Annotated in this window: 23 protein-coding genes; 20 read left to right on the top strand and 3 right to left on the bottom strand. The window is 30.4% G+C overall.

The genetic code is table 11. The annotated features are described in order from the left end of the window. Window positions 1-147 precede the first annotated feature (147 nt). Window positions 148-543, bottom strand: a complete 396-nt coding sequence (locus ACJDTP_RS03610) for a pyridoxamine 5'-phosphate oxidase family protein (protein WP_406760522.1) — start codon at window positions 541-543, stop codon at window positions 148-150. A 126-nt stretch (window positions 544-669) separates the two neighbouring features. Between ACJDTP_RS03610 and ACJDTP_RS03605 the strand changes: the two genes are divergently transcribed. The 19 genes from ACJDTP_RS03605 to ACJDTP_RS03515 all read left to right on the top strand — a co-directional run bounded on the left by ACJDTP_RS03605 (window position 670) and on the right by ACJDTP_RS03515 (window position 21,252). Then, entirely contained in the window at window positions 670-1,020 is a 351-nt protein-coding gene (locus ACJDTP_RS03605; RefSeq protein ID WP_406760521.1) for a winged helix-turn-helix transcriptional regulator, read from the top strand. Window positions 1,021-1,363: 343 nt separating this feature from the next. Continuing rightward, window positions 1,364-1,837: a metal-dependent transcriptional regulator gene (locus tag ACJDTP_RS03600; protein ID WP_078114665.1), complete on the top strand. Its 474-nt coding sequence runs from the start codon at window positions 1,364-1,366 to the stop codon at window positions 1,835-1,837. Between the two features lie 205 nt (window positions 1,838-2,042). Continuing rightward, on the top strand, window positions 2,043-3,428 hold the full coding sequence (locus ACJDTP_RS03595; RefSeq protein WP_406760520.1) for a L,D-transpeptidase family protein: 1,386 nt from the start codon (window positions 2,043-2,045) through the stop codon (window positions 3,426-3,428). 132 nt (window positions 3,429-3,560) lie between these two features. Beyond that, window positions 3,561-5,294, top strand: a complete 1,734-nt coding sequence (locus tag ACJDTP_RS03590) for a flavin monoamine oxidase family protein (protein ID WP_406760519.1) — start codon at window positions 3,561-3,563, stop codon at window positions 5,292-5,294. 118 nt (window positions 5,295-5,412) lie between these two features. Further along, the gene (locus ACJDTP_RS03585; RefSeq protein WP_078114668.1) at window positions 5,413-6,804 is read left to right on the top strand and encodes a L,D-transpeptidase family protein; all 1,392 of its coding nucleotides are present in this window, start codon (window positions 5,413-5,415) and stop codon (window positions 6,802-6,804) included. Between the two features lie 146 nt (window positions 6,805-6,950). After that, the gene (locus tag ACJDTP_RS03580) at window positions 6,951-7,637 is read left to right on the top strand and encodes a response regulator transcription factor (protein ID WP_406760518.1); all 687 of its coding nucleotides are present in this window, start codon (window positions 6,951-6,953) and stop codon (window positions 7,635-7,637) included. After that, window positions 7,624-9,030: a HAMP domain-containing sensor histidine kinase gene (locus ACJDTP_RS03575; RefSeq protein ID WP_406760517.1), complete on the top strand. Its 1,407-nt coding sequence runs from the start codon at window positions 7,624-7,626 to the stop codon at window positions 9,028-9,030. Before ACJDTP_RS03580 ends, ACJDTP_RS03575 begins: the two co-directional genes overlap by 14 nt. A 268-nt stretch (window positions 9,031-9,298) precedes the next feature. Then, a complete protein-coding gene (locus tag ACJDTP_RS03570) occupies window positions 9,299-10,282 on the top strand; it encodes an HlyD family secretion protein (RefSeq protein WP_077837403.1) in 984 nt (327 codons plus the stop codon). A 19-nt stretch (window positions 10,283-10,301) separates the two neighbouring features. Continuing rightward, window positions 10,302-10,955, top strand: a complete 654-nt coding sequence (locus tag ACJDTP_RS03565; protein WP_077837404.1) for an HlyD family secretion protein — start codon at window positions 10,302-10,304, stop codon at window positions 10,953-10,955. 12 nt (window positions 10,956-10,967) lie between these two features. Beyond that, window positions 10,968-12,560 carry a DHA2 family efflux MFS transporter permease subunit gene (locus ACJDTP_RS03560; protein WP_078114671.1) on the top strand — a complete coding sequence of 531 codons (1,593 nt, stop codon included), beginning with the start codon at window positions 10,968-10,970 and terminating at the stop codon, window positions 12,558-12,560. Then, window positions 12,526-13,005 (top strand): MarR family winged helix-turn-helix transcriptional regulator, encoded by a 480-nt coding sequence (locus tag ACJDTP_RS03555; RefSeq protein WP_017209077.1) that lies wholly within the window; start codon window positions 12,526-12,528, stop codon window positions 13,003-13,005. Before ACJDTP_RS03560 ends, ACJDTP_RS03555 begins: the two co-directional genes overlap by 35 nt. Window positions 13,006-13,421: 416 nt before the next feature. Further along, complete coding sequence (locus ACJDTP_RS03550; RefSeq protein ID WP_271809224.1) at window positions 13,422-14,825, top strand: APC family permease; 1,404 nt, start codon at window positions 13,422-13,424, stop codon at window positions 14,823-14,825. Between the two features lie 560 nt (window positions 14,826-15,385). Then, window positions 15,386-16,114: a FadR/GntR family transcriptional regulator gene (locus ACJDTP_RS03545; RefSeq protein ID WP_171772435.1), complete on the top strand. Its 729-nt coding sequence runs from the start codon at window positions 15,386-15,388 to the stop codon at window positions 16,112-16,114. A 231-nt stretch (window positions 16,115-16,345) separates the two neighbouring features. Further along, window positions 16,346-18,061: a dihydroxy-acid dehydratase gene (gene ilvD / locus ACJDTP_RS03540; RefSeq protein ID WP_406760516.1), complete on the top strand. Its 1,716-nt coding sequence runs from the start codon at window positions 16,346-16,348 to the stop codon at window positions 18,059-18,061. 407 nt (window positions 18,062-18,468) lie between these two features. After that, window positions 18,469-18,657, top strand: coding sequence for a PspC domain-containing protein (locus tag ACJDTP_RS03535; RefSeq protein ID WP_077837409.1), 189 nt, complete (start codon window positions 18,469-18,471; stop codon window positions 18,655-18,657). Window positions 18,658-18,743: 86 nt separating this feature from the next. Continuing rightward, entirely contained in the window at window positions 18,744-19,055 is a 312-nt protein-coding gene (locus ACJDTP_RS03530; RefSeq protein ID WP_012060250.1) for a hypothetical protein, read from the top strand. Window positions 19,056-19,150: 95 nt separating this feature from the next. Further along, the gene (locus tag ACJDTP_RS03525; RefSeq protein ID WP_406760515.1) at window positions 19,151-20,212 is read left to right on the top strand and encodes an iron-containing alcohol dehydrogenase family protein; all 1,062 of its coding nucleotides are present in this window, start codon (window positions 19,151-19,153) and stop codon (window positions 20,210-20,212) included. Between the two features lie 152 nt (window positions 20,213-20,364). Further along, complete coding sequence (locus tag ACJDTP_RS03520) at window positions 20,365-20,520, top strand: hypothetical protein (protein ID WP_406760514.1); 156 nt, start codon at window positions 20,365-20,367, stop codon at window positions 20,518-20,520. Window positions 20,521-20,808: 288 nt separating this feature from the next. After that, window positions 20,809-21,252, top strand: a complete 444-nt coding sequence (locus tag ACJDTP_RS03515) for a GNAT family N-acetyltransferase (RefSeq protein WP_406760513.1) — start codon at window positions 20,809-20,811, stop codon at window positions 21,250-21,252. Window positions 21,253-21,389: 137 nt separating this feature from the next. Here ACJDTP_RS03515 and ACJDTP_RS03510 read toward each other — a convergent pair whose 3' ends face one another. Further along, a complete protein-coding gene (locus tag ACJDTP_RS03510) occupies window positions 21,390-21,686 on the bottom strand; it encodes an HNH endonuclease (protein ID WP_077837412.1) in 297 nt (98 codons plus the stop codon). A 568-nt stretch (window positions 21,687-22,254) separates the two neighbouring features. Here ACJDTP_RS03510 and ACJDTP_RS03505 point away from each other — a divergent pair. Beyond that, entirely contained in the window at window positions 22,255-24,117 is a 1,863-nt protein-coding gene (locus ACJDTP_RS03505; RefSeq protein WP_406760512.1) for an APC family permease, read from the top strand. 79 nt (window positions 24,118-24,196) lie between these two features. Here the strand turns inward: ACJDTP_RS03505 and ACJDTP_RS03500 are convergent, their stop codons facing one another. Then, window positions 24,197-25,372, bottom strand: coding sequence for an ABC transporter substrate-binding protein (locus ACJDTP_RS03500; protein ID WP_406760511.1), 1,176 nt, complete (start codon window positions 25,370-25,372; stop codon window positions 24,197-24,199). Window positions 25,373-25,432 lie beyond the last annotated feature (60 nt).

Here is a 25,432-nt window from a genome sequence, read left to right as displayed (position 1 = left end):
TGGCAGAATGATTAATAGAAATATCAATGTATATTTGTGAAATATAATTAGAGGATATTGAGATTAGTTAGGTCTTTTGGCAATCATAAAATTGAAAGCTATACATCAAATAAGAGTATAGCTTTTTTAGACTATTACAAATAATTATTATAGTTTAATTGTTTTAGGTCCGCTAGAAAAAGAATTAAATGTTACAACGGCATCTTCTAGATAAAACACTTCAAAGATGTTACCATCTAAGCTATACATTTTTTTCAAGGATGGAACTGATTCTAACATAGCTGATTTTGCTTCCGTGCTGGAATCAAAAACTGCTTTTCCAGTCAAACGGATCCATTCACCTTTAGGTGAAGTTGTGGATATTTCAACTTTAGGGTTTGCAACTAATTGTTCAAAAACAGATTTGGTGTTGTTTGTTGTGAAATATAATTTATCTTTATATTTCATTACTGCACCAAAAGGTCTTACCCTTGGTTGATCACCATCCATAGTTGCAATATAGAAGGTAGGGTTATTAAGCAAAAATTCTAATACTTCATTCATCTTAATTGCTCCTTAAATTTTAATATGTTATAATCTCTTTGTACATAATATAGGTTATTACCGTAATTTTTTCAAGTAGGATTATTTTAAATATATAGTATCATAAATATACTAAGGGGGTACATGATGGAGGAAGAATATAATTTATTTGGCAAATGTCCGTTTGTAACAGCACAAAAAATTATTGCAGGTAAATGGACAATAGTAATTTTACATAATTTAAGTACAAAAACGCTTCGTTTTGGAGAATTACAAAGATTATTGCCTGAACTAAAGCAAGCTACATTAACAAAACAGCTCCGTAGTTTAGAGGAGTATGGGTTGGTAAATCGTAAGGTTTTTCCCCAGGTACCGCCAAAAGTTGAGTATTCATTAACTGATATAGGAAAAGAATTTAAATTGGTTTTGGATAGCATATCTATTTGGGGAGAAAAATATATCGATCATATAAAATCGGCTGAAGTTTCAGAAAGTTAAATATAATTATATATTAGGAATGTTATAATTTAATATTTTAAATTATAACATTCCTAATTTTTTTGAGGTTAGCTATGTAGCCTGGAATATGTGTCTTAAATATTTAGATCATATTAAATGTTGTGGTTTTATTAACATTAATGTCAACCTAAAGAGCAAAAACTATAAATCTAATTAAATGGTAACAAAATTAATATTCATATTAATTTGACTTCTTGTATATTATTAGTAAGTTCAAGTTTAGAGAAAAATTTTTTTAGGCTAACATATATAGAATAATTTAGATATAACTGTTGGAAACATATAAATCCCCCAAATATAGTGAAATTGGATGGTGAAGAATATGGAAAAGAATTTTCATACTGCAAGAGGATACGAAAATATAAATTTAACAAGAAAATTGCTCACCCCTTCTATGGAAGATTATTTAGAAATGATCTATAGATGTAGCATGGAGGAAAATGTAGTTCGGCTAAATAAAATAGCACAAATGCTGAATGTTCGCGATTCATCGGCATCTAAAATGATGAAAAAATTTGGAGAATTATCTCTTATAAAATATGAAAGGTATGGAGTAATAATTCTCACAGAGGAAGGGATAAACATAGGAAGATACTTGCTTGAAAGGCACAATATTGTAAAAAAGTTTTTGGAATATTTAGAGTGTGAACAGGATATTTTAGAGGAAACAGAATTGATTGAACATATTATTAGTAGCGAAACTATTAATAATATAGATATGCTCAATATGTTCTTTGCTGAGAACATAGATGTGTTAGAGAGATACAGAAATTTTAAAAAGAGAAAGAAAGAATAGAGTAGTAAATATAACTTTTTGATGTCTCATAAAGTATGAGATAATTTGTAAATAAATTTATGCGCATTGATTATTAAGTAGTACCTAGTAAGATAATATGGGATGTTTTGTAAAAAAATGATATTGTTGAAAAATAAATGGGTAAATAAAGCATACATTATTTATTCCATACATTTGTATAATGATAACGGGGTGAGACGTTATTATGGAAATACAGAAAAATAAACACAAAAAGCTTTTAATAGGCATTATAGTTTCATGTTTTACTTTACTTGCCATATATTTGGGGCTGGCAATCTATTTTATGAACCACTTTTATTTCGGTTCTACGGTTAGTTGTGTTAATGTTTCAGGTAAGACTGTACAAGAAGTAGATGAAGAAATGCCAAATGAAATTGCAAATTATACTTTGAAATTAAAAGAAAGAGGAAATAATGAAGAACAAGTTAAAGGAAATGAGATAAATCTTAAGTATAATTCAGATGGAAAAGTTCAGGAACTAAAAGATAAGCAAAATCCATTTAAATGGATTATATCATTGTTAGGAACAAATAATTCTGCGATAACAAATGTAGTTACTTATGATGATGAGTTACTAAAAAAAAGCATTGATAATCTTTCGTGTTTTAATAGTAATAACGTAAATGAACCACAAAACCCTAGTTTTGAATATACAGATGATGGATATAAAATTATTAATGAAGTATATGGTAATAAAATTGATAAGATGGCACTACATGATAGTATTGTGAATGCAATTCTTAACGGGAAAACAACATTAGATTTGGATTCGGAGGATTGCTATGAAAAGCCTCAATATACTTCAAAATCTCAGGAGGTTATTAATACTAAAGATACCCTTAATAAATATATATCCTCCAAAATAACCTATAATTTTGGTGATAAGACCGAAGTGATAGATGGATCTATAATAAACAAATGGATTAATGTAAATAATAATTTAGAAATTACACTTGATGAACCGAAAATCAAAGAATATCTAAATAGCATATTAGATAATTACAATACAGTTGGCAAGACAAGAAAGTTTGTTACATCGCTAGGCACTAATGTACAAGTTAGCGGAGGAGATTACGGTTGGTTAATTAATAATAATGATGAAGAAAAAGAATTAATTTCAAGTATAAAAGATGGACAATCTGTAACAAAAGAACCTAAATATACGCAATCAGCAATGTCTCCTGGAAGTAATGATATTGGGAATACTTATGTAGAAGTAAATATGAGCAAGCAGCACGTATGGTTTTATAAGAATGGTTCTCTAGTAGTAGAGGGTGATGTGGTTACAGGAAATGTAAGCAATAATACTTCAACACCTACTGGAGTATATTCATTGAAATACAAGCAAAGAGATGCTACTTTAAAAGGTCAAGGATATAGCAGTCCAGTTAATTTTTGGATGCCCTTTAATGGAGGAATAGGAATTCATGATGCAAGTTGGAGATCAGTATTTGGAGGAAGAATTTATTTGACAAATGGTTCTCATGGATGCGTAAATTCTCCATATTATCTGGCTAATACTATATTCAATAATATTAATGAGGGAACTCCAGTTGTTTGTTATTATTAAATCTCCATAAAAACATCAATTTAGAGCTTAATAAAATAAGATTAAAAATTAGACCAGCTTTTAGCTGGTCTTTTGTAGTTGCTAGAATAATATATTTAATTATAGTGATTTTGTTTAAAGGAGTGGCTTTATTTGCCTAGAGAAACAAATTTTATTCAACCAGATAATCCAACTGATGAAGAAAGGCATGAAATGTTAAGGATGACTTTAGAGGAAGCGAATCGTATTGAAGATTTTAATAATATAGTTGAATTATTAAGTCCACCAAAAGATATTACAACAATTTTACCTCCTGGAAGTTGTTCAGGCATTAAGGTTGGGATAATAGGAGGCGGTATTGCAGGTTTAGCCTCAGCCTTTGAACTTAGAAAACTAGGTTTTGATATTACTATTTTTGAAACAGAAGAGAAGCGGATTGGAGGGCGAATCTATACCTATTATTTTGATGAGGAGAAAAGACTTTATGGTGAATTTGGTGCTATGCGTACACCAGTAGGTCATGAAACAACATGGCATTATATTAATACTTTTGGTATAAAAACAAGACCATTTATTCAAAATAATAAAAATGCATTATTTTATATACGACATAAACGCGCAAGGAATGATCCTCAGGGTAAAAGTGTAATGGAAAACATATACCCGGAATTTAACTTGACTGAGAGGGAAAGAAATACTCCATGGCAGAAAATAATTGGAGATGCATTGTCAAGTAATTTATTAAAAATACCTCCTTCTATAAGAAAGGAATTATTAGAGGTAAAAGAAAATTATTCAGATATAATTAAATATGTTGGTAGTCTTGGAATAAGGGAAGTACTTGAAAAGATGGGTGTAAGTGAAGCAGCAATAGAGCTAATTTCGGGAGTTGCGCCTTTTCTTGGTTCATTCTATTACAATAGTTACTCTGAAAATTTAATTGAGGAATATACTGTAGATTATGCATATAGGTACGAAATTGTTGGTGGAGCAGTAAATTTACCACTAGCGTTTTATGATTCGTTAATGTCTAAAAAACCAAAGGAATATAATAATATTAGAGATGAAGATTTGGGGAAAGTATCTTGGGAAAGTGGAAAGACAGTAAAAAGCATATATAAAATTAATGATATAGAGGAGAAAGTAGTGTTAGAATACGAGGAAGAGAAGTCATCTAAGCTTTATAGTCAAACTTTCGACTTCGTTGTTTGTGCAATACCTTTTTCAAGTCTTAGGGATGTGAATGTATTTCCTATGTTTAGCAATGAAAAAATGCAGTCAATAAGAGAAGTTTTTTATACATCATCTCAAAAAACTCTTTTTATGTGTAATGAACGTTTTTGGGAAAAAGGAAATGATAATGAGAAGATAATCGGTGGAGGATCTAATACTGATTTGCCAATTCAAACCATATGGTATCCTAGTCATAATATTATTACCGGATATGGTGGCAAAACGGAAAATAATATGAATGTTTCTGTTGGAAGAAAAAGAAGTGCTAAGGATAATCAAGGAGTTCTGCTAGCGTCATATAATTTAGGTTTAGACGGAATACGCGTAGGAAGCTTAGACGATAATGCACGATTTGAATTGATTAAAAGGCAAGTTGAGGATGTCCATGGTCTTCCGCGAGGATATCTTGATTATGTAGTCGAAGATTATAAAACTGTTGACTGGGATAGAGAAAAAGGATTTTATGGAGCATTTTGCTACTTTATGCCTCGGCAACAAAAACTTTTTTCTAATGCGATGGCAAAGCCAGAATATAATGATAGAGTATATTTTGCAGGAGAACATGTTTCTTTAACGCATGGATGGATAGAGGGTTCTGTAAGTACTGCAATGAAAGCTGCAAATAAATTAGCAGAGTACTGTAAAAGTATGTGAGAGTGAGCTACCTTTAAATAGAAATGCATTTTCTATTTATGGTGGCTTTTTTTGGTGAAAAATTATATATTAATAATTTAGATTTTTTAGTATAATAGTAGCGAAGGGAGTAGATATAATGAGAAAAAGAAGAAATAAAAGTAGTAACAAGGTTATGCCAGGGGTTATAATTTCTCTCTGTACTTTGGGTGCTATATATTTAGGTATGTCATTATATTCTATTAATCATTTTCACTTTGGAACCGTAATTGATGGGGTTAATGTTGGTGGGCAGACCGTTGAGGGAGCAGAAGAAAAGCTAGCTGCCCAAATGCAATCATATGCATTGGAATTAGACGAAAGAGGAGATGTAAAAGAACAAATTAAAGCTAGTGATATTGGATTAAAATATAATTCTGATAAGATCAAAGAATTAAAGAATAACCAAAGTTCATTTGCTTGGCCTAGTACATTTTTTAAGAAAAATAATTCTGAAGCATCCCAGATAATTATGTATGATGAAGAACAATTAAACCAAACACTAAATAAACTTTCTTGTGTTAGTAACAAGAAGATAACCCAACCACAAAATGCTAGCTTAAATTATAAAGATGGAGAATACGAGATAGTAGATGAAGTTTTAGGAAATAAGATAAATAAAGATGCTTTACATGATAATGTAGCTAATGCGATTCTTGATGGGAAGACATCAATAGATTTAGATTCAAGCAATTGTTATGAAAATCCTAAATATACTTCAAAGTCAGAGGAAGTAACTGCAGCAAGAGATACACTTAATAAATACATAGGATTAAAAATTACGTATGATTCAAATGGAAAAAAAGAAGTTTTGGATGGATCTACTATACATAACTGGCTTGGAGTAGATGACAATATGCAAGTTACAATCAATGAAGATAAAGTTCGGAATTATGTATATAAAATATCTAGCATTTATAATACTTTTGGTAGCACAAGAGATTTTGTTACAACAACAAAAAAAACAGTACAAGTGAGTGGCGGTAATTATGGATGGATTGTTGATAACTCTAAAGAAGTAAAAGATTTAATAGAAATTATAAAGAATGGACAAGATGTAACAAAGGAACCAAAATATGCACAAAATGCATTTGTAAAAGGAACTAACGATATAGGGAATACTTATGTAGAAGTCAATATTACTAAGCAGCATGTATGGTTTTATAAAAATGGAGCTCTAGTTGTTGATGATGATGTTGTTACAGGAAATGTAAGTAATAATACAGGCACACCAGTAGGAACATATGTTCTGAATTACAAAGAGAAAAATGCGACATTAAAGGGTGAAGATTATAGTTCACCAGTTGATTATTGGATGCCTTTTAATGGAAATGTAGGTATTCATGATGCTAGTTGGAGAAATGGAGTGTTTGGTAAACAGATATATTTAACAAGCGGTTCACATGGATGCGTAAATTCACCTTATAATTTAGCAAAAACAATATTTGAAAATATTGAGCCGGGAACTCCAATTATAGTATATACTGAATAATATACTATTTAATTTATATTTGTTAATAAAATTGTAATACTATTGAAATAGTATAAATAAGTAAAGTTATGCTAATATAAAAGCAGGTTTATAGATTAAAAATCTTGAACCTGCTTTTAATTTTTACATTAGAGAAGGTGTATATTATGGATATAAAAATTCTTATAGCTGAAGATGACAATATATTTCGTGATTTAGTATGTGATATAGTAAGAAAAGAAGGGTACATGCCTATAGAAGCGTGTGATGGGGAAGAAGCTATTAATATGTTTTTTAATAATAATGATATTGATTTGGTCATATTAGATGTAATGATGCCAGTGTACGATGGATGGGAGGTTCTTAAAGAAATAAGAGAAAAATCTGAAGTGCCAATAATTATGCTGACAGCATTAGGAGATGAAAAACATGAAGTGTTAGGGCTTAAAAAAGGTGCGGATGATTACATTGGAAAACCGTTTAGTTATGAGATATTCGTTGCACGTTTGAATAACATCGTAAAGAAAGTAAAGAAGAAATTCTCAGACGAAATAGCTGTAGGAAACTTAAGGATATATCAAAGAACTCATAAGGTAGTGATTGATGATGAAGAAATTAAATTAAATCCAAAAGAATATAATCTTTTACTGTATTTAGTTGGAAATGCTAATACAGTTCTAAGCAGAGAGCAGATATTGGATAAGGTATGGGGATATAATTTTGATGGTGATATAAGAACTATAGATACGCATATAAAAACTTTAAGGGCTAAACTTTCAGAACAAGGAGATTTGATAAAAACTATAAGAGGAAGTGGATACATGTTTGAGGTAGAAAAATATGAAAACAATTAAGACAAAATTATTCTGTATATTTATGATTCTCATGATTTCACTAGTTTTAGGTGGGATAATTTTGAATTCAGTTTTCCTAGAATCATATTATATTTATAAAAATAAGGGAGTCTTAGTGTCAGTAAGTCAGAAAATTAAGGATGAATATATGGAAGGAGAAAAAGACAATTATCAATATGCAGACACAATACAAAGTGTTGATAACATTAATACAATAATTGCTGATAATAATTATGATATAAAATATAATTCTATTCGTCCTAAATCAAATGATGAAGAAAAACGTCTATCCAAGGAGATTAAACAAACTATTATAGGAAATGAAAAAAGACTTTCGAAAAAGTATGTTTACTATATTGATGAGAAAAACAATGATCAAAGGACAAAATTAGTATTTGTTTCACAAATTGAGAATGGAGATTTTATTATTCTAAAGAAGTCTTTTAAGAGTATTCATGAGAGTGTAGTAATCGCAAATCAATTTTACATATTAGCAGGATTTATAGTGATGATTATTGGTGCCATATTTATTATTATTTTCTCTAATAAAATAACAAAGCCAATTATAGAAATGAGTAAAATTGCTGAAAATATATCTAATCTCAAATTTGATAAGGTTGTTAATATAGATTCGAAAGATGAAATAGGAAGGCTAGGAAATAGCATAAATAGGATTTCTGAGAAGCTTAATAAAAGTATAGATGAACTTAAGCAAGATGTGGAGCGTAAGAAAGAACTTGTAAGGAATATGTCTCACGAATTAAAGACCCCAATTGGGATAATTAAAGGTTATGCGGAAGGGATCAAATTTGGAGTGGCCAATGATAGGGAAACAATAGATAAATATTGTTCTATATTAGTTGAAGAATGCGATAGAATGGATAGCTTGGTTAAAGAACTTTTACATTATTCTATGATGGAAGGTGGAATGATTAAATTAAATATTGTATCATTTGATGTTAATGAATTTCTAGGCGAAATTGTAGAACGATTTAAACCAGCAATTGATGAAAAAAATATTACGTTTACCTTGGAGTGCGTGAAGGATTTTGAAATACATGCTGATAGAGACTTGCTTGAGAAGGCTATAAATAATTTCATTACGAATGCCATCGACCATGTGAAGGGCAGAAGAATTATTAATATAATAGGCAAGAAAGAAGAAAATAAAATAAAGATAGGTGTTTTCAATACTGGTGATAATATATGTGAGGAAGAAATGGATAAACTTTGGGATGTATGCTATAAAGTGGACAGATCGAGATCGAGAAAGTATGGAGGTCATGGTATAGGCTTGTCATTAGTGAGATTGATTGCACAACTTCATGGTGGAATTACTAAAATAAAAAATATGGAAGACGGAGTGACTTTCTATTTGGAAATACCTGAATAGATTATTGAATATAAACTTATCCCAAATTTAAGAGAATATTAAAGTCATGCAAAATACATATGCATGACTTTTTGCGTTCAAAATATATTTATATTTAAAATAAATGAAAAAAGATTAAGAAATTTTGGTGAAAGGTGTATACGATTTCGAAAAAAATGTATAAATTCATGGAATAATATTCTTGATTACAAGGACAATCTATTGTATAATACATACTGTTAGTATGCGAACAATATGTATATAAATAATTCGTACATGGAGGGTTAATATGAAAAAGACTATGTTAGTTTGTTTAGTTGTAGCACTAATGTTAAGTGGTTGCGGTTCGACTAATAACGGAAATACAAGCAATAATTCAAAAACTGCTGAAACTACTGCAGAGCAAGCTAAAAATAAATACATAATGGCTGGAAAAATAGAAGCAAATGATCAAGCAAATATAGCTTCAAAAATTTCAGCAAGAGTTTCAGAAGTACTAGTTGATGTTGGGTCAAAAGTAAATGCAGGTGATACTATAGTTAAGTTAGATACTCAAGACTTGCAAGCACAAGTGAATCAAGCACAGGCAGCGGTTGATACTGCAAATGCAACGTTAACTAACGCTATGAATTCTACACGTCCAGAACAAATATCCCAAGCTCAAGCAACTTTAGATAGTGCAAATGAAGCTTATGATGTTGCTAAGAAGAACTATGATCGTACTAAAGCTTTAGTTGATGCGGGAGCAAATACTCAGCAGCAGCTTGAAGCTGCACATCAACAGCTTACAACTGCAGAGTCACAACAGAAATCTGCACAAGAACAATTAAACATGCTTAATAATGGAGCAACACAAACAAGTATAGATGTTTATAAAGCCCAAGTGGCACAAGCAGAGGCTGCTTTAAAAACTGCACAAACAACATTAAATAATGGAACTCTTACAGCGCCGATTTCGGGTGTAGTAAATGCTAAAAGCATTAATGTAGGTGAAATGGCATCTCCAGGTGCAACTCTTGTTTCAATATCTAATCCAGATGCTTTAGTGGTAAATGCATATGCACCTTTAGATATTGCAGGTCAGCTTCAAGAAGGACAAGATGTAGTAGTTAAAGTATCAGAAGTAGATAATGTTGAATTTGACGGAAAGATAACTGTAATAAATTCAAAACTAAATTCACAAAGTAGAAATATTTTGGTTAAAGTTAGTTTATCAGACCCAAATTCACAATTAAAGCCTGGTATGTTTGCTGAAATTGGATTAAAGGAATAAGGGAAGAGGTGACTTGAATATGAAAGGAAAGCGTAAAATATTAATTATTGGAATATTGTTGGCAATTGTGGTAGCATTAGGTAGTATAGGATTCTACTATTGGTATGAAAATGCATACTATGTTTCAACTGAAGATGCAAGAGTTAATGCAGATTTTGTTAGTGTAACTCCACAAATTTCTGGTAAATTACTAGAGCTTAATGTTGATGAAGGAGAGAAAGTAACAAAAAATGAAATACTAGCGCGTCAAGAAATGAATAATCTTCCAGACACAAGTGTAGAACAATCTTTAGTAAGAGCACCTATTGATGGAATTGTAGTAAAGAAGCAGGGAACTGTTGGAGAACTTTTATCAACAGGTCAAACTTTAATTACGTTAGTAGATCCAACTAAGCTTTATATTTCTGCTAACATAGAAGAAACAAAACTTGAAAAAGTAAAAGTTGGACAACCGGTTGATATTACTATTGATGAATATGATTCACAAAAATTTAGTGGAAAAGTAAAAACAATAGGGGAAATATCTAATTCTGCTATATCATTATTACCAGCATCAACAAGTGGAACCTTTACTAAAGTAGTTCAAAGGGTACCTATAAAAATTGAACTTGATAATTTTGATGAAAAGATTCTTCCAGGAACTAATGCGGTTATTAAGATTCATATTAAATGATGAGGTGATATAATGGGAGAGAACAATAACGAATCATTAGCAAGTAGTTGGTTAGCGTTAGCTGTAGTTATTATAGGTACTTTCATGTCTATACTTGATAGTAGTATAGTAAATATTGCTCTTCCTAAAATGATGGCTGTTTTTGGAGTATCTTTAGATGATATAAAGTGGGTGTTAACAGCTTATACATTGGCGCTTGGTGCGATTATACCACTTACTGGATATTTGCAGGAAATTTTAGGAGCTAAAAGAATATATGTATTTGCTTTAGCGATGTTTACAGTTGGATCTATGTTATGTGGTCTTTCTTGGAGCAATACAAGTATGATAGCATTTCGTGTCCTCCAAGCCATTGGAGGAGGAATGATAATGCCAGTAGGAATGTCAATAATATATCAAATATTTCCTCGAGAAAAGGTTGGATTAGCACTTGGATTTTGGGGAATAGCTGCGATGGCAGCACCTGCAATAGGACCTACTTTGGGTGGATATATTATCGAGAAGATGGACTGGAGACTTATTTTCAATGTTAATGTCCCAGTCGGGATAGTAGGAGTAATATTGGCCTTGATTTTATTAAAGGGGACAGAAAGGAAACCTTTTAAATCCTTTGATATAATTGGATTCTTATCTTCTACTGTAGGCCTAGTAAGTATACTATATGTTCTAGGTGAAGGCTCATCAATTGATTGGTCAAAACTTGAAAATCCAATTTTGATGACCCTTGGATGTTTAAGTCTTGTATTATTTATAGTAAATGAATTAACTCATCCGGATCCATTATTAGATTTAAGAGTTTTTAAATTATTTGATTTTACAATTAGCCAAATTATAACTAGTGTATTAACTCTTGCTATGATGGGCGGTGTTTACGTATTACCATTATTTTTGCAGAATATAAGGGGATATACACCTATGGAAGCCGGATTAATAATGTTGCCGGGAGCTCTGGTAATGGGAGTTATGATGCCTATTAGCGGTAATTTATTAAATAAAGTTGGCGTAAAAGCACTGGTTATACCTGGACTTTTAATACTTGCAGGCGCTTCATATGAACTTGCAACAGCTATAAATATGAATTCGAGTAAAGACTATATAATACTTGTTAATTGTATAAGGTCCATTGGAATAGGATTGAGTATGATGCCAATTAGTACTACCGGGATGAACGTTGTTCCGACACATTTAATTAGTAGAGCATCAGCTCTTTCAAATACATTAAGACAGGTGGCTGGTTCGGTTAGTGTTACTTTAATGTCTACTCTTATACAAGGAAGAAATGATTATAATTATGCAAAGTTATCAGAACAAATTAATGTATATAATCCAGCTTCTAATAGCACAATAAGTACATTAACTAAAGCATTTATGGGAATGGGAATGGATATAAATACTGCTAGAGCTTCTGCAGTATCTTATATAGTGAAAATAATTCAAGGTCAAGCGTATGTAGATGCTATGTCGTATTCAGTTGTAGTAACTGTTGTTATAGTATTCGTGACTATATTCTTAGCTTTATTTATGGGTGGAAAGAAAGAGCCTAAAAAAGAAAATAAAGAAGGTGAAAAAAATGAATCTACAGGAGGGGCCCTCATCGCCGAATAATGAATTATATCAAAAACAAGCGGATGAGATTATTGGTGTATTTAGGAATATTAGAAAAGAATTAAGCTGTAAGTTTGAAAAAATTGCAAAAGATTGCGGATTTACAGCACCTCAATTAAATGTTATATTTCATTTATATATGATGCCATCGATAACTCTAAATGAATTAAGTGATCAGATAGGATTAACTAAAAGTACAGTTTCAGGAATAGTTGATCGTCTCGCAAAACAGGGAGTTGTGACAAGAGAAATACCAAAGGAAAATCGTAGAATTGTAAGATTGTCAATTTCGGCGGAATTTAGGAAAAACAATGATATTTGCAAAATGAAAAAAGAGTTTATATCAAATCTTATACTAAATTCTATAAAAAATACAGATCCGGAAGAAGTAGAAAAAATAATTTATGGATTAAAACAATTCAGTATATTACTGAATAATAATTAGAAAATTGTAAAGCACTTTATTCATATAAAACTATTTTAGGATAGTTTTTATGAGTGAAGTGCTTTTTTAAAGAAATTTATAAAAGGCCAAAGTAAGACTGATTTTATAATTATTTTATTTGGATTGAGATCTTTTTAAGTTTAATTCAATGTCCAGGTGAACTGTAATGGTCTAGGTGATAAATGGGAAATATGATATTCAATATAGTAGCTGAAATCTTGTTATTTTTTATTAAAAAAAGAAGTAATATATGTGTTAATTTAATAAATTTAAAGTGGAATTATTTATAGATTTTAATTGAGTTAGCAATATAATTAAATGAAAGCTAATTTTGTCGAAAATGTATACAAAGGTAAAAGTATATTATATTATTTTAGTATAAAAATTAAAATAATATAAGTGGGAGAGAAAAGTTTATGTCTGAAAAAAACAACAAAAAAATTCTTTGGTATACCTTAGCATTTATGGCTTTTTCAACAGTTTGGGGCTTTGGCAACGTTATTAATGGTTTCTCTGAATATAATGGCCTTAAGTCAGTAGTATCTTGGATCCTGATTTTTGCTATTTATTTTGTACCATACGCACTAATGGTAGGAGAGTTAGGATCGGCTTTTAAAGAGTTTGGTGGCGGTGTTAGTTCGTGGATAAATGAAACCATAAGTCCTAGAGTCGCATATTACGCAGGATGGACATATTGGATTGTTCACATGCCTTATATTTCACAAAAGCCATCAAATTTTATGATCGCAACAAGTTGGGCTATATTTCAAGATAAAAGAATTAGTAGCATGGATACAAGGTTATTACAAATAACCTGCTTAGTAATTTTTTTAGTTGGACTTTATATAGCTTCTAAAGGATTAAATCCATTAAAAAAATTAGCTACACTTGCAGGAACATCGATGTTTGTAATGTCAATTTTGTTTATTGTCTTAATGGTAGCTGCACCTGCTATTACTAATGCACATTTAAATTCCATCGATTGGTCTATAAAAACGTTTATGCCTGCATTTGATATGAAGTTTTTTACAGGGCTATCTATATTAATTTTTGCAGTTGGCGGTTGTGAAAAGATTTCGCCGTATGTAAACGAAATGGATGATCCTGAAAAGGGATTCTCAAAAGGTATGATTGCATTAGCTATTATGGTAGCTGTATGTGCAATTTTAGGAACTATTTCTCTTGGAATGATGTTTGATTCAAATAATGTACCTAAAGACTTAATGACAAATGGAGCATACTATGCTTTCCAAAAGTTGGGGGAATATTATCACCTAGGCAATTTATTTGTTGTCGTTTATGCTATTACTAACATGATTGGGCAGTTTGCGGTATTGATTATATCTATTGATGCACCTTTACGTATGTTACTTGATAGTGCGGATAAGAATTTTATTCCTGAAAAGATGTTTATAAAAAATAAGTATGGAACATATAAAAATGGCCATAAATTAATTTTAATAATTGTTTCAATTTTAATAGTAGTTCCAGCCTTTGGTATTGGAAACGTAGACGAGCTGGTAAAATGGCTAGTAAAATTAAATGCCGTGTGTATGCCGCTTCGTTATTTATGGGTATTTGCTGCTTATATTGCATTGAAAAAAGCAGGAGAAAAATTCAAGCCAGAATATCGATTTGTAAAAAACAGAGCTGTTGGTATTATAATTGGAGGATGGTGTTTTGTATTTACTGCTTTTGCATGCATTAGCGGTATGTATACAACTGATAAATTCCAATTAGTGCTTAACATTATAACTCCTTTTGTATTACTTGGGTTAGGATTTATAATGCCATATTTTGCTCGAAAGAACAATAATTAATTATATAATAAAAATATTTAGCTCTAAGTGTTATAGCTTAGGGCTATTTTTTATTGTACAAAAAAACTATGAATTTATTAAATGCTAAATGGCTTATTATATAAGTCTTTAGTGATATAATTGCGTATACATTGGGGATTATGAGATTATAAAAATAAACGGAAGTGGAGGGCGGCGTAGCTAGCTTTTACAAATGAATACTAATTAATCAGAATCTTTGAAAAGTTTTAATACTAAAGCAGTAACAAATTATAGTAGATAGAGAATTTAAATACTTTATAAGTAATTATGGAAAGCGTATAGGATTTTAAAGAGGAAAATTGGTGCATTAAAAATATATTTAAAAGGTCTTTTAAATCGCTGGATTTTTAAGTATTATAATAAGTGAATGCTAACATTTTAATTGTCCTCCATATTATTTATTATGCTTAACAGCGGATGTATAACTTGGGGGATAAAACTTGTTTTTTTTAAAATAATACAGCGGGTTAAGTTGGCAGGATTAGAAAATACTTTTCAAAGAACTTTTAGGCTGCAAGATAGTAGCATTTGGAGGAAATATGTCAGATATTAGAGAATTGGGTTTTAATGATACAAATAGTTCAACAAAATCGCTAGGGGAGCAAACTTCAGAAAGAATTGTTCAATTAATTATAGATAATGATTGGAAATCTGGAGATAAGTTACCTAATGAATATGATCTTGCAAGTAGCCTTAATGTTGGAAGAAGTACAATAAGAGAGGCTATAAAGGCTTTGGTTTCACGAAATGTTTTAGAAATTAGACGTGGAGCTGGAACGTTTATTTCTGATAAATGTGGAATTGCTGATGATCCTCTAGGATTAACATTTGTAAAAGATAAATATAAGTTAGCGCTTGATTTGTTGGAAGTAAGATTTATGATAGAGCCATCAATAGCATCTATAGCGGCTACAAAAGCTACTGATGAAGAAATTGAGCAAATGTCTAACTTGTGTGACGAAATAGAGAGTCTTATCTTGAAAAATGAACCATATTTAGAGAAAGATATAGAGTTTCACACTGCAATAGCTAAGAGCAGTAAGAATTTGGTTGTGGTTAATTTAATTCCGATAATTAATAGATCTATTACTATATTTATCGATATTACAAATAGAAAATTACGTAATGAAACAATAGAGACACACAGGGAAATTTTAAATTCAATTAAGGAACATAATGCTAATGGAGCGCATGATGCGATGCTCTTACACTTAGTGTATAATCGAAGGAATATCGGAAGTATTATAGACAAGGAAAGAAATTATTAATTGTTTTGACTTGATGAAATACATCTGCTCTTGTTTTGGAGAAAGATGTATTTTTTTTGTTGTTATTTTAAATACATCAGATGAATATACATGTTTTATATTGTTTTTTATAGAAAAATAAGAATTGTAACAATAAATTCAAAAAAAATTGACAAATACATCAGATGTGATATTATAAATACATCAGATGTATTTAAACGGTGTCAAATAAAGATTAAGGAGAGAAATAGTATGATTAGTCAAGAAGTAAGAAAAATTGCACCAGAGATGGATCCACTTCGAAGAGGAATGGGATGGACAACAGAAGATTTATCAAAGCCACAAATTATAGTAGAAAGTACATTTGGAGATAGTCATCCAGGAAGTGCGCATCTATTGAAATTCGCTGACAAAGCAGTTGAGGGGATTACACAATCAGGTGGGAAAGGTGCTAGGTATTTTGCAACGGATATTTGTGATGGAATGTCACAAGGGCATGATGGAATAAATTACTCTTTAGCGTCTAGAGATACATTAACGTCTTTAATAGAAATCCATGCTAATGCAACACCATTCGATGGAGGCGTATTTATTTCAAGTTGTGATAAAGCAGTTCCATCACATCTTATGTCAATTGGAAGGCTAAACATACCAGCTATTATGGTTACTGGAGGAGTAATGGAAGCAGGTCCTGATTTATTGACACTAGAACAAATAGGTGCCTATAGTGCAATGTGCCAAAGAGGGGAAATTTCAGAAGAAAAATTAACTTTTTATAAAGAAAACGCATGCCCATCCTGCGGAGCTTGTTCATTCATGGGAACAGCAGCTACAATGCAGGTTATGGCAGAATCACTTGGATTAATGCTTCCAGGTAGCTCATTGATGCCAGCAACATGCGAAGATTTAGAGGAGGTAGCGTTAAAAGCAGGAAGACAAGCTGTTGAATTAGCTAAAATGAATCTTCGCCCAAAAGATATTGTTACAATTAAGTCCTTTGAAAATGCTATATTAGTTCATGCAGCTATATCGGGGTCTACTAACTCACTGTTGCATTTACCTGCTATAGCTCATGAATTTGGATTGTATATCGATGAAGAGACTTTTGATAGAATACACAAAGATGCACATTATTTACTAAACATACGTCCTGCTGGAAAATGGCCTGCGCAATATTTCTATTATGCAGGTGGTGTACCAGCAATAATGGAAGAGCTAAAGCACTTGCTTCATTTGGATGTTATGACTGTAACGGGTAAGACTTTAGGTGAAAACTTAGAAGAATTAAAAACTAATGGATATTATGAGAAGTGTAATGAGTATCTTGAAAAAGTGGGACTAAAAAAAGAAGATGTTATCCGTCCATTTAATGATGCTATTGGTACTAATGGTTCTGTATCAATATTAAAGGGAAATATAGCGCCAGAAGGTGCGGTAGTAAAACATTCTGCAGTTCCTAAAGAAATGCATGAGGCTATATTAAAAGCAAAGCCTTTTGACAGTGAAGAGGAAGCTATTGATGCAGTCTTAAGAAAAATAATTCGCCCAGGGGATGCGGTTATTATAAGATATGAAGGACCAAAAGGTAGCGGAATGCCAGAAATGTTCTATACAACAGAAGCAATTGCTTCGGATGAGGAATTATCTGCTAGTATAGCGTTAATAACAGATGGTAGGTTCTCAGGAGCTTCTAAAGGACCGGCAATTGGACACGTATCACCAGAGGCTGCAGTAGGAGGACCAATTGCGCTAATTGAAGAAGATGATTTGATTGAAATTAGTATTCCTAATAGAGTGTTACAGATCGTTGGTATAAAGGGAAAAAAATGCAGTAAAGAAGAAGTAGAGAAAGTCTTTGAAGAACGTAGAAAGAATTGGAAACCACGAAAATCAAAATACGAATCTGGAATTCTAAAGATTTTTTCAGAACATGCAGTATCACCAATGAAAGGTGGATATATGAAATAGATTAAAAACAGGGGAAAGATAAACCACTTATTATGTAGTATATAGATTAAAATCTTCCCCTATTAAGTGATTATTTTATACTTTCTATTATTAACTATTAAAAGGGAAAGAATGGTTCATGGGTTAGTGAATTGTTCTTTCCCTTTATTATGCTAGATTTAAAAGATATATTATGTAAGACAAGGAAGTAATGCCTTTTGGAGGTGGAAAGCTGAAAAAATAATCAGATTCCTATATGGAATTGTTAAATATATAAGTATCATGTGTTAGTAATGATGTGTATGAACTTATATTAGAACTGAAAAATATATACCTCAATAATAGTAAATAGAATTCTAAAGTGATATAATTTTGAAAAAGAACTATGTTCAAATGATATGTTATAGCAATTTAGGAGGAAATCTATTATGGAGAAAAGACTCTATCTATCAGCAACAGATAAAAAGTTAGCAGGGGTATGCGGTGGGATAGCTGAATACTTTGGACTTGATTCAACATTAGTCAGAATTGGGTGGGCAATTTTGATTGTTTGTGCAGGATCAGGATTACTCTTATATATAATTTGTGCATTGATTATACCAAAGCGACCGCTATGATCATCACAAGAAAAATCTAAATTTAAGAAAGTATACTAGTGAGCGAGCTTAATATAATATTAACTACCTAACTTGGGAGGAAACAAATGGATAAAGTAAATAGCTTGATAAAAAATACGCCAATACATTTAACAACAAATACTATAGTTTTAATAATAGTTGCCATTATTGCTCTTTATATATTAATTAAAGCAATAGCAGGTATCATAAGAATAGCAGCTCTTATAGGTGTGTGTTGGTTTATATTGATGTCTATTCAAAGTACAAATCTTATTAATATACCAATTATAAGAGAAGCATATACAACAGTAGAAAAAATAATTCCTTCAAAGGAATTATGGACAGAGGCTTTGGATAAGGCAGATAAGATAAACAAAGTAGTTAATGATTTAAAATAATAAATGTTTTTTATTTTCTACCTAGGGAAAGCTAATTTTAAGACATAAAAATAGATATTTTAATTAATTGAAAATACTTTTGAGGAGTGAAATGCATGAAGACGTCAACTCATAGAATAGCTATTCCTTCTATTTTAGAGGTAGGAAAAGGAAATATAAATAATGTAGGTAACTTGATTAAGAAAGCCATGTTTAAAAATGTTTTAATATGCTTTGGTGAGGGTTTAGAAGAATTATTTGGAGAGTCCATACGTAATTCTTTAAAAGAAGCTAATATAGGTATTTCAAGAATAGAAACAATATCAGATATAAATTTCGAAAAAATTAGTTTAAAAGCATTTGAAATATCAAATGACGTAGAGGCTCTAATCGGAGTTGGTGGAGGAAAGGCAATAGATGCTGTTAAGTATATGAGTTTTTTGAGAAAATTACCTTTTATTAGTATTCCAACCTCAACTTCTAATGATGGTTTCTCAAGTGCAGGTGCTTCTCTTTTAGTTAATGGCAGGAGAATGTCTCTTCCAGCTAAAACTCCTTATGGAATAATTGTAGATATTGATGTCATTAAGAGTGCACCAGAAAAATTTATATATTCGGGGATAGGAGATTTAGTATCAAATATCACCGCGTTGTATGATTGGAAATTTGAAGAAGAAAACGGAAGGATAATCATTGACGATTTTGCTACTATGATTTCTAAGAAAGCAGTCAATAGTTTTATAAGAACTGAGTTTAAAAATATTAAGGATGATTTGTTCCTGAAGGAATTAGTGGATTCATTAATATTGAATGGTATTTCTATGGAAATAGCAGGTAATAGCTCGCCGGCTTCTGGTTCAGAACATCTAATATCTCATGCATTAGATAAATTTTTAGAAATGCCTCAGCTTCATGGAATACAGGTTGGAATTGCAACATATATTATGGCGAAAGTACAAGATCATAGATTTGAAAGAATATCGAAGATATTAAAAGAAACAAACTTTTTCGAGCATGCAAAAACTTTAAAAATGAAAAAGAAAGATTATAAAAAAGCTATTGATATTGCTCAATCAATAAAACCTAATAGATATACGTACATTCATGTAGAGGAAAATAGAATTTTTGCTAAAAAAATTATAGATGAGGATGAAATTCTAAACTATATATTAATATAAAATTTTTCAGAGAAGATGGAAATAAAGAAATAAAATAAAGGTTAGATATATGAAAAGAGTTATGAATAAGCTATTATAAAAGCTGAATAAAAAAGTGTCCACTGGTAATACTAGATTTAGAGTTAGTATTATTCAAAAGAGGAGGAACTTTAATGGAAAAATTAAGAAAAGGTGAGCATGAAAAAGCTATGGAAAAAGCAAAAGAGATGCTTGATAAAGGTTGCGGAATGGGAGATATAGTGGAGGAAACAAAACTAAGCGAAGAAAACGTAATGAAGGCAAAAAGAAAATGGGAAGATAGATTGTAATCTTTGTTTTTACATAAAATTAATAGAAAAGTATGGTTTGTTTTATAACTACTAACTAGGTTAATAGATAAGTGCTTAGTTGGTAGTTTTATATTTTTATAATTTAATATAATAAAATTTGTTCAAGATACAAAAATATATTTATTAGTATTTCTAAAGCAACATGGACCTAGCGCTATAGTTATTGAATAAAATATACAACAATAAATAAAATTGTGAATAAATATTCAATTATCATGAATATAGTGTATAATATAATTATAATAATATAGAAGTTGGGGAAAAAATATGAATAATATTACATATAAATTTATAAATTGTGAAAGTAAAGAGTTTAAAGAAGTATCTGAATTAAGGTTTAAAATACTTTTTAAACCTTATAATAAAATTCATAAATACGACTATGATGAATTGGATTATAATAGCATACATTTGGTAGCTTTAGATGAGGGCATTGTGGTTGCATATTCGAGAATGACTAATCATAATATGAATGGTAAAATGACCAATATAGTTGTTAGTGAAAAATATGTGGGTAAAGGCATTGGCATTGAAATGTTAAAAAAACATAAAATTAAAGCTAAAGAATTTGAATTTAGATGTTTATATTTAAATGCAAGATTAGATACAATTAATTTTTATAAAAAGGCAGGATTTCAGTGTAAGGGCAACATATTTTTATCAGAAAAAAGTGGATTAGCATTACAGCCTATGTATTTTAGAATAAATTAATATATAATAAAATTATTATAATGGGAGCATAACTTATTATTATACAAATTCAGAATTGATAAATTATATAATTTTAGGCAATAATCTTAGTAAGATTATTGCCATTATTTTTTCACATAAAATATTTAGATATTCTCCTAACAACTTTTTCGGACATGTCTTGATTTTTTTATGTCTAAATAAGAATCACCAGGAATATTCTCAATAAATTTAAGAAATTTAATTATCTTTATATCTTTCTTTAATGATTCAAGACTGCGATAGTGTGTTGCTAATTCACGATTTGTAAAAAGAGCATGAATTTGTCTATGACAGGTTGAACATAAAGAGAGTGTTTTAAATTTTTCTCCGCCTTTTTCTAAGGGAATTAAGTGATGTTTAGTAATGCTAGAAACATTTCTACTGCATAATTCACATATATGGTTTTGTGCCATAAAATCCTCCTCTTATATATTAGCTTTACAATTTGATTATATCAAAATAATAAGTAAAAGCAAAAAGATTAAAAGTAATATCATTATTATTTTACTAACAATTATTCCGTAAAATTACAAAATTATAGAAGTACATTCTAGTAAGATTAACTTGCATATTTAAATTTATTAGTTTTCATGAAGTAGAATTGAGGTATTTATAGAATCACTGTTTCAAAATACAAATCAAAGATTTGAAATTTGTAATAATTTTGAGTTAAATTAGGAAAACTTTAATTATACTAATCTTAATTTCTTAATATATATTGCAATCATAAAGCTATATTTACAATTATTGTAAGTCGAATACTTAATTAAGGCTAATGTGTAGAAATTAAATTGAAATGTGGTGTAATAATAAAGTTGAAAATAATTCATTAAAAGAAGAAATTAGTGATAATTATATATGTATTCGTATTCATGTGGCGATTTCTACATTTTTCTTCAACATATGCAATAATTAGAATATTGCTTTTGATTTCATTATTACATACAATATTTTTCGTATGATAATATAGGGGGAAAATAAATGCTTATAAAGTTTTTAGATGTTTTATTAGGAGAACCTTTATCAAATGAACAAGGAAGCCATGAAAAGTATAATATTCCTTTTGGATTAGCAATTATGGCAAGTGATGCAATATCATCTGTAGCCTACGCTGCTCAAGAGATTCTTTTCGTTTTAATAGTTCTAGGTGTAGCAGCATATCAGTGGTTAACATGGACCTCTTTTATGATTATAGGATTATTAATAATATTAACAATTTCTTATATTCAGATTATCAGGGCTTATCCTCAAGGTGGGGGAGCTTACAAAGTAGCCAATGAAAATATAGGGAAAAAATCTGGCTTAGCAGCTGGTGCAGGTTTAATAATTAGTTATATACTTACTGTCGCAGTTAGCGCCAGTGCAGGTGCAGATGCTATTATTTCTGCATTTAGCAATTTGACAGAATATAAAGTCATGTTTGTTTTAATAATAATTATAGTTTTGACTGTTTTAAATTTAAGAGGTATAAGTGAATCTTCAAAAATTTTTGCTATACCTACGTATATTTTTATTTTTAGCATGGCTTTTATGATACTTTATGGTTTGTTTAAGTACTTTATATTAAATATTCATCCAGAACCAATGTATTCTATCCCAGCAAATACTACAGAAAATGTATCGATATTTCTTATTTTAAGAGCTTTTTCATCAGGATGTTCTGCCTTAACTGGAGTAGAGGCAGTAAGTAATTCCGTTCCGAATTTTCAGGAACCGAGCCAAAAAAGTGCAAAGACTGTTATGATATTATTAGCAGCTTTAATATTTTTCATATTTGGAGGAACTTCGGTACTTGCTATATTCTATACAGCTGTACCAATAGCAAATGGTCCTACAGTTGTTTCACAAATAGCATTTGCTATTTTCGGGAATGGCATAATGTACTATATAATTCAATTTAGTACTGCTGTAATTTTACTTATGGCATGCAATACAGCATATACAGGATTTCCAATGCTAATGTATATAGTTGGGAAGGATGGTTTTGCACCACGACAATTCACTATTAGAGGTAAACGACTTAGTTTTTCTTTTGGAATCGTTGCATTATCATGTATAGCTTGTATCTTAGTTATTATATTTAAGGCAGACACTCATAGGTTGATTCCACTATATGCTATAGGCGTATTTATATCTTTTACTCTAGGGCAATTTGGAATGGTGAATCATTGGAGAAAAGAAAAAGGTAATGGTTGGGTAAAACGTGCAATAATCAACGGTATTGGTTCCGTTGTTACTTTATTAACAACGATAATAATTTTAATTGAAAAATTTAGCGAAGGTGCATTTATAGTTGCAATTTTAATTCCAATCATAATTGTAATTCAGCTAAGAATAAAAAAACACTACGATAAAGTGGCTTGTGGTTTAAGTATTAGTCAATTAAATCTGAAAAAGGTGAATTTAAGAAAGAAATATACTCATATTGTGATAGTTCCAATTGCTAGCTTAAATAAAGCAACAATAGGTGCGTTGCAATATGCTCAAAGTGTAAGCGATAATGTTATTGCTCTTAATATTTCACCAGACAAGGAAGCTATGGAAAAATTAAAATCTAGATGGAGTGAGTTAGATACAGATATATTACTTGTCGCAAAATATTCGCCATATAGAGCTGTGGTTACTCCTTTGTTAAAGAATATAGAATTGATTGCAAATTCAACAGCTAAAGATGAGAAGATAACAGTAGTTGTACCTCAATTTGTTACTAATGAAAGATTTGGTGAGGTCTTACATAATCATACAAGTTTCTTTATTAGAGAAACCTTATTGAAGAACGATAACATAATTGTATCTACTTATCCTTATCATTTACTAGATGAGGATATAAAGCAAAGTAAGTAATTATTAATTATAGATTTAGGATATAAAAACGTGCTATATTGTTTGATTCAGCAATATAGCACGTTTCTTAACTTCATTATTATCTTTTCACTTTAGTTCCAAATAATTGATACCACATATTTAAAGCTTCCATGAATTTAGTTGTATCTAATTGTGTCGAACTTGGAAGTGTCTTAATAGAATCTTCATAAGATTGTCTTATAGCTGGCTTTATTTTATCTTGACTTTCTTTTGGAGCCATATCAAGTGAAACATTTTTTACAGAAGGTCCAGGATAAAAATAACCGCTATCGTATGTTATCGCTTGCATTTTTGGTGTCATAAGCCATGCCATTAGTTTTAAAACTGCATTTTTTTGTTCATCGCTAAGTCCTTTTGGAATTGCCATATACTGAGCATCTGAAACTAGTGTAGTATTGTTAAATACGAATCCTTGATATGTCTGTGGAATACCACCTATGATCCTCTGATTCATATCCCATCCTAACTGACTTGCTATAATAGATCTTTTTCCGTCCTTCAATTCTGTGAATGTAGTACCAGTCTTTGCAGGATAATAATCTATGTATTGGTTTAATTCCTTAAGATAAGCCCAAGTCTTGTCCCAAGTTTTGGGGTCTTTAGGATCTTTGTCTCCAAGAATATATGGTAAGCCTTGAAGAAAAATTCTTCCTGGTCCTGAAGCAGCAGGCCTTGCATATGTGAATTTACCAGGATTAGTTTGGGCAAAAGCTAAAAGTTCATCAGGCGTTTTAGGCACATTTTGTACAACATCCGGGTTATAAGTGAAAAATGGTCCGCTAGGCGAATACACATAAGTTATACCATAACCTTTTACTAAATCATAAGTGGCTTTAGCACCAGAACTATAATTACTTTCTAAATCAGGAAATTTGCTGCTATATGCAGGCATAATATTTTCTATAACATCTCTATCAATACATGTGGAAAGACCATCAATTCCAGTAAAAATCAAATTTGTTTGCATATCTTCAGATAAAATTTGAGCTTTTAATAAAGATGGAACCTCTAATGCAGTGGATTTTTTTACTACGACATCTCCTATTAAATCAGGGTTTGCAGCTTTAAATTGATCTATGGAATCTCCGACTAATTGCATACTTCCTGAAACATCTATTATATTTAAAGTAATAGGCTGCGTTGATTTGGAAACATTTTTTGAATCGCAGCCTGTTAATATAGTCGTCATAAAAACTATTACAAGTGCAACATTTAAAAATTTTAAATTTTTCATAATTATCCTCCATTTTAGTTTATATATAATGCTCTCTAGTTTAAAATTGCAAAATACATC

The organism is Candidatus Clostridium helianthi (assembly GCF_045310795.1).
In the GTDB taxonomy this organism is placed as follows: Bacteria; Bacillota; Clostridia; order Clostridiales; family Clostridiaceae; genus Clostridium; species Clostridium helianthi.
Note: the sequence above shows the minus strand (reverse complement) of the source record. Positions and strands in the feature narration are given on the sequence as shown.

Coding starts and splice junctions, on each gene's coding strand:
- ACJDTP_RS03600 (WP_078114665.1), top strand. CDS start 1,364: ATGGAAAAGAATTTTCATACTGCAAGAGGATACGAAAATATAAATTTA.
- ACJDTP_RS03515 (WP_406760513.1), top strand. CDS start 20,809: ATGAATAATATTACATATAAATTTATAAATTGTGAAAGTAAAGAGTTT.
- ACJDTP_RS03580 (WP_406760518.1), top strand. CDS start 6,951: ATGGATATAAAAATTCTTATAGCTGAAGATGACAATATATTTCGTGAT.
- ACJDTP_RS03510 (WP_077837412.1), bottom strand. CDS start 21,686: ATGGCACAAAACCATATATGTGAATTATGCAGTAGAAATGTTTCTAGC.
- ACJDTP_RS03570 (WP_077837403.1), top strand. CDS start 9,299: ATGAAAAAGACTATGTTAGTTTGTTTAGTTGTAGCACTAATGTTAAGT.
- ACJDTP_RS03530 (WP_012060250.1), top strand. CDS start 18,744: ATGGATAAAGTAAATAGCTTGATAAAAAATACGCCAATACATTTAACA.
- ACJDTP_RS03545 (WP_171772435.1), top strand. CDS start 15,386: ATGTCAGATATTAGAGAATTGGGTTTTAATGATACAAATAGTTCAACA.
- ACJDTP_RS03535 (WP_077837409.1), top strand. CDS start 18,469: ATGGAGAAAAGACTCTATCTATCAGCAACAGATAAAAAGTTAGCAGGG.
- ACJDTP_RS03500 (WP_406760511.1), bottom strand. CDS start 25,372: ATGAAAAATTTAAAATTTTTAAATGTTGCACTTGTAATAGTTTTTATG.
- ACJDTP_RS03565 (WP_077837404.1), top strand. CDS start 10,302: ATGAAAGGAAAGCGTAAAATATTAATTATTGGAATATTGTTGGCAATT.
- ACJDTP_RS03595 (WP_406760520.1), top strand. CDS start 2,043: ATGGAAATACAGAAAAATAAACACAAAAAGCTTTTAATAGGCATTATA.
- ACJDTP_RS03555 (WP_017209077.1), top strand. CDS start 12,526: ATGAATCTACAGGAGGGGCCCTCATCGCCGAATAATGAATTATATCAA.
- ACJDTP_RS03505 (WP_406760512.1), top strand. CDS start 22,255: ATGCTTATAAAGTTTTTAGATGTTTTATTAGGAGAACCTTTATCAAAT.
- ACJDTP_RS03560 (WP_078114671.1), top strand. CDS start 10,968: ATGGGAGAGAACAATAACGAATCATTAGCAAGTAGTTGGTTAGCGTTA.
- ACJDTP_RS03585 (WP_078114668.1), top strand. CDS start 5,413: ATGAGAAAAAGAAGAAATAAAAGTAGTAACAAGGTTATGCCAGGGGTT.
- ACJDTP_RS03520 (WP_406760514.1), top strand. CDS start 20,365: ATGGAAAAATTAAGAAAAGGTGAGCATGAAAAAGCTATGGAAAAAGCA.
- ilvD (WP_406760516.1), top strand. CDS start 16,346: ATGATTAGTCAAGAAGTAAGAAAAATTGCACCAGAGATGGATCCACTT.
- ACJDTP_RS03550 (WP_271809224.1), top strand. CDS start 13,422: ATGTCTGAAAAAAACAACAAAAAAATTCTTTGGTATACCTTAGCATTT.
- ACJDTP_RS03605 (WP_406760521.1), top strand. CDS start 670: ATGGAGGAAGAATATAATTTATTTGGCAAATGTCCGTTTGTAACAGCA.
- ACJDTP_RS03525 (WP_406760515.1), top strand. CDS start 19,151: ATGAAGACGTCAACTCATAGAATAGCTATTCCTTCTATTTTAGAGGTA.
- ACJDTP_RS03575 (WP_406760517.1), top strand. CDS start 7,624: ATGAAAACAATTAAGACAAAATTATTCTGTATATTTATGATTCTCATG.
- ACJDTP_RS03610 (WP_406760522.1), bottom strand. CDS start 543: ATGAATGAAGTATTAGAATTTTTGCTTAATAACCCTACCTTCTATATT.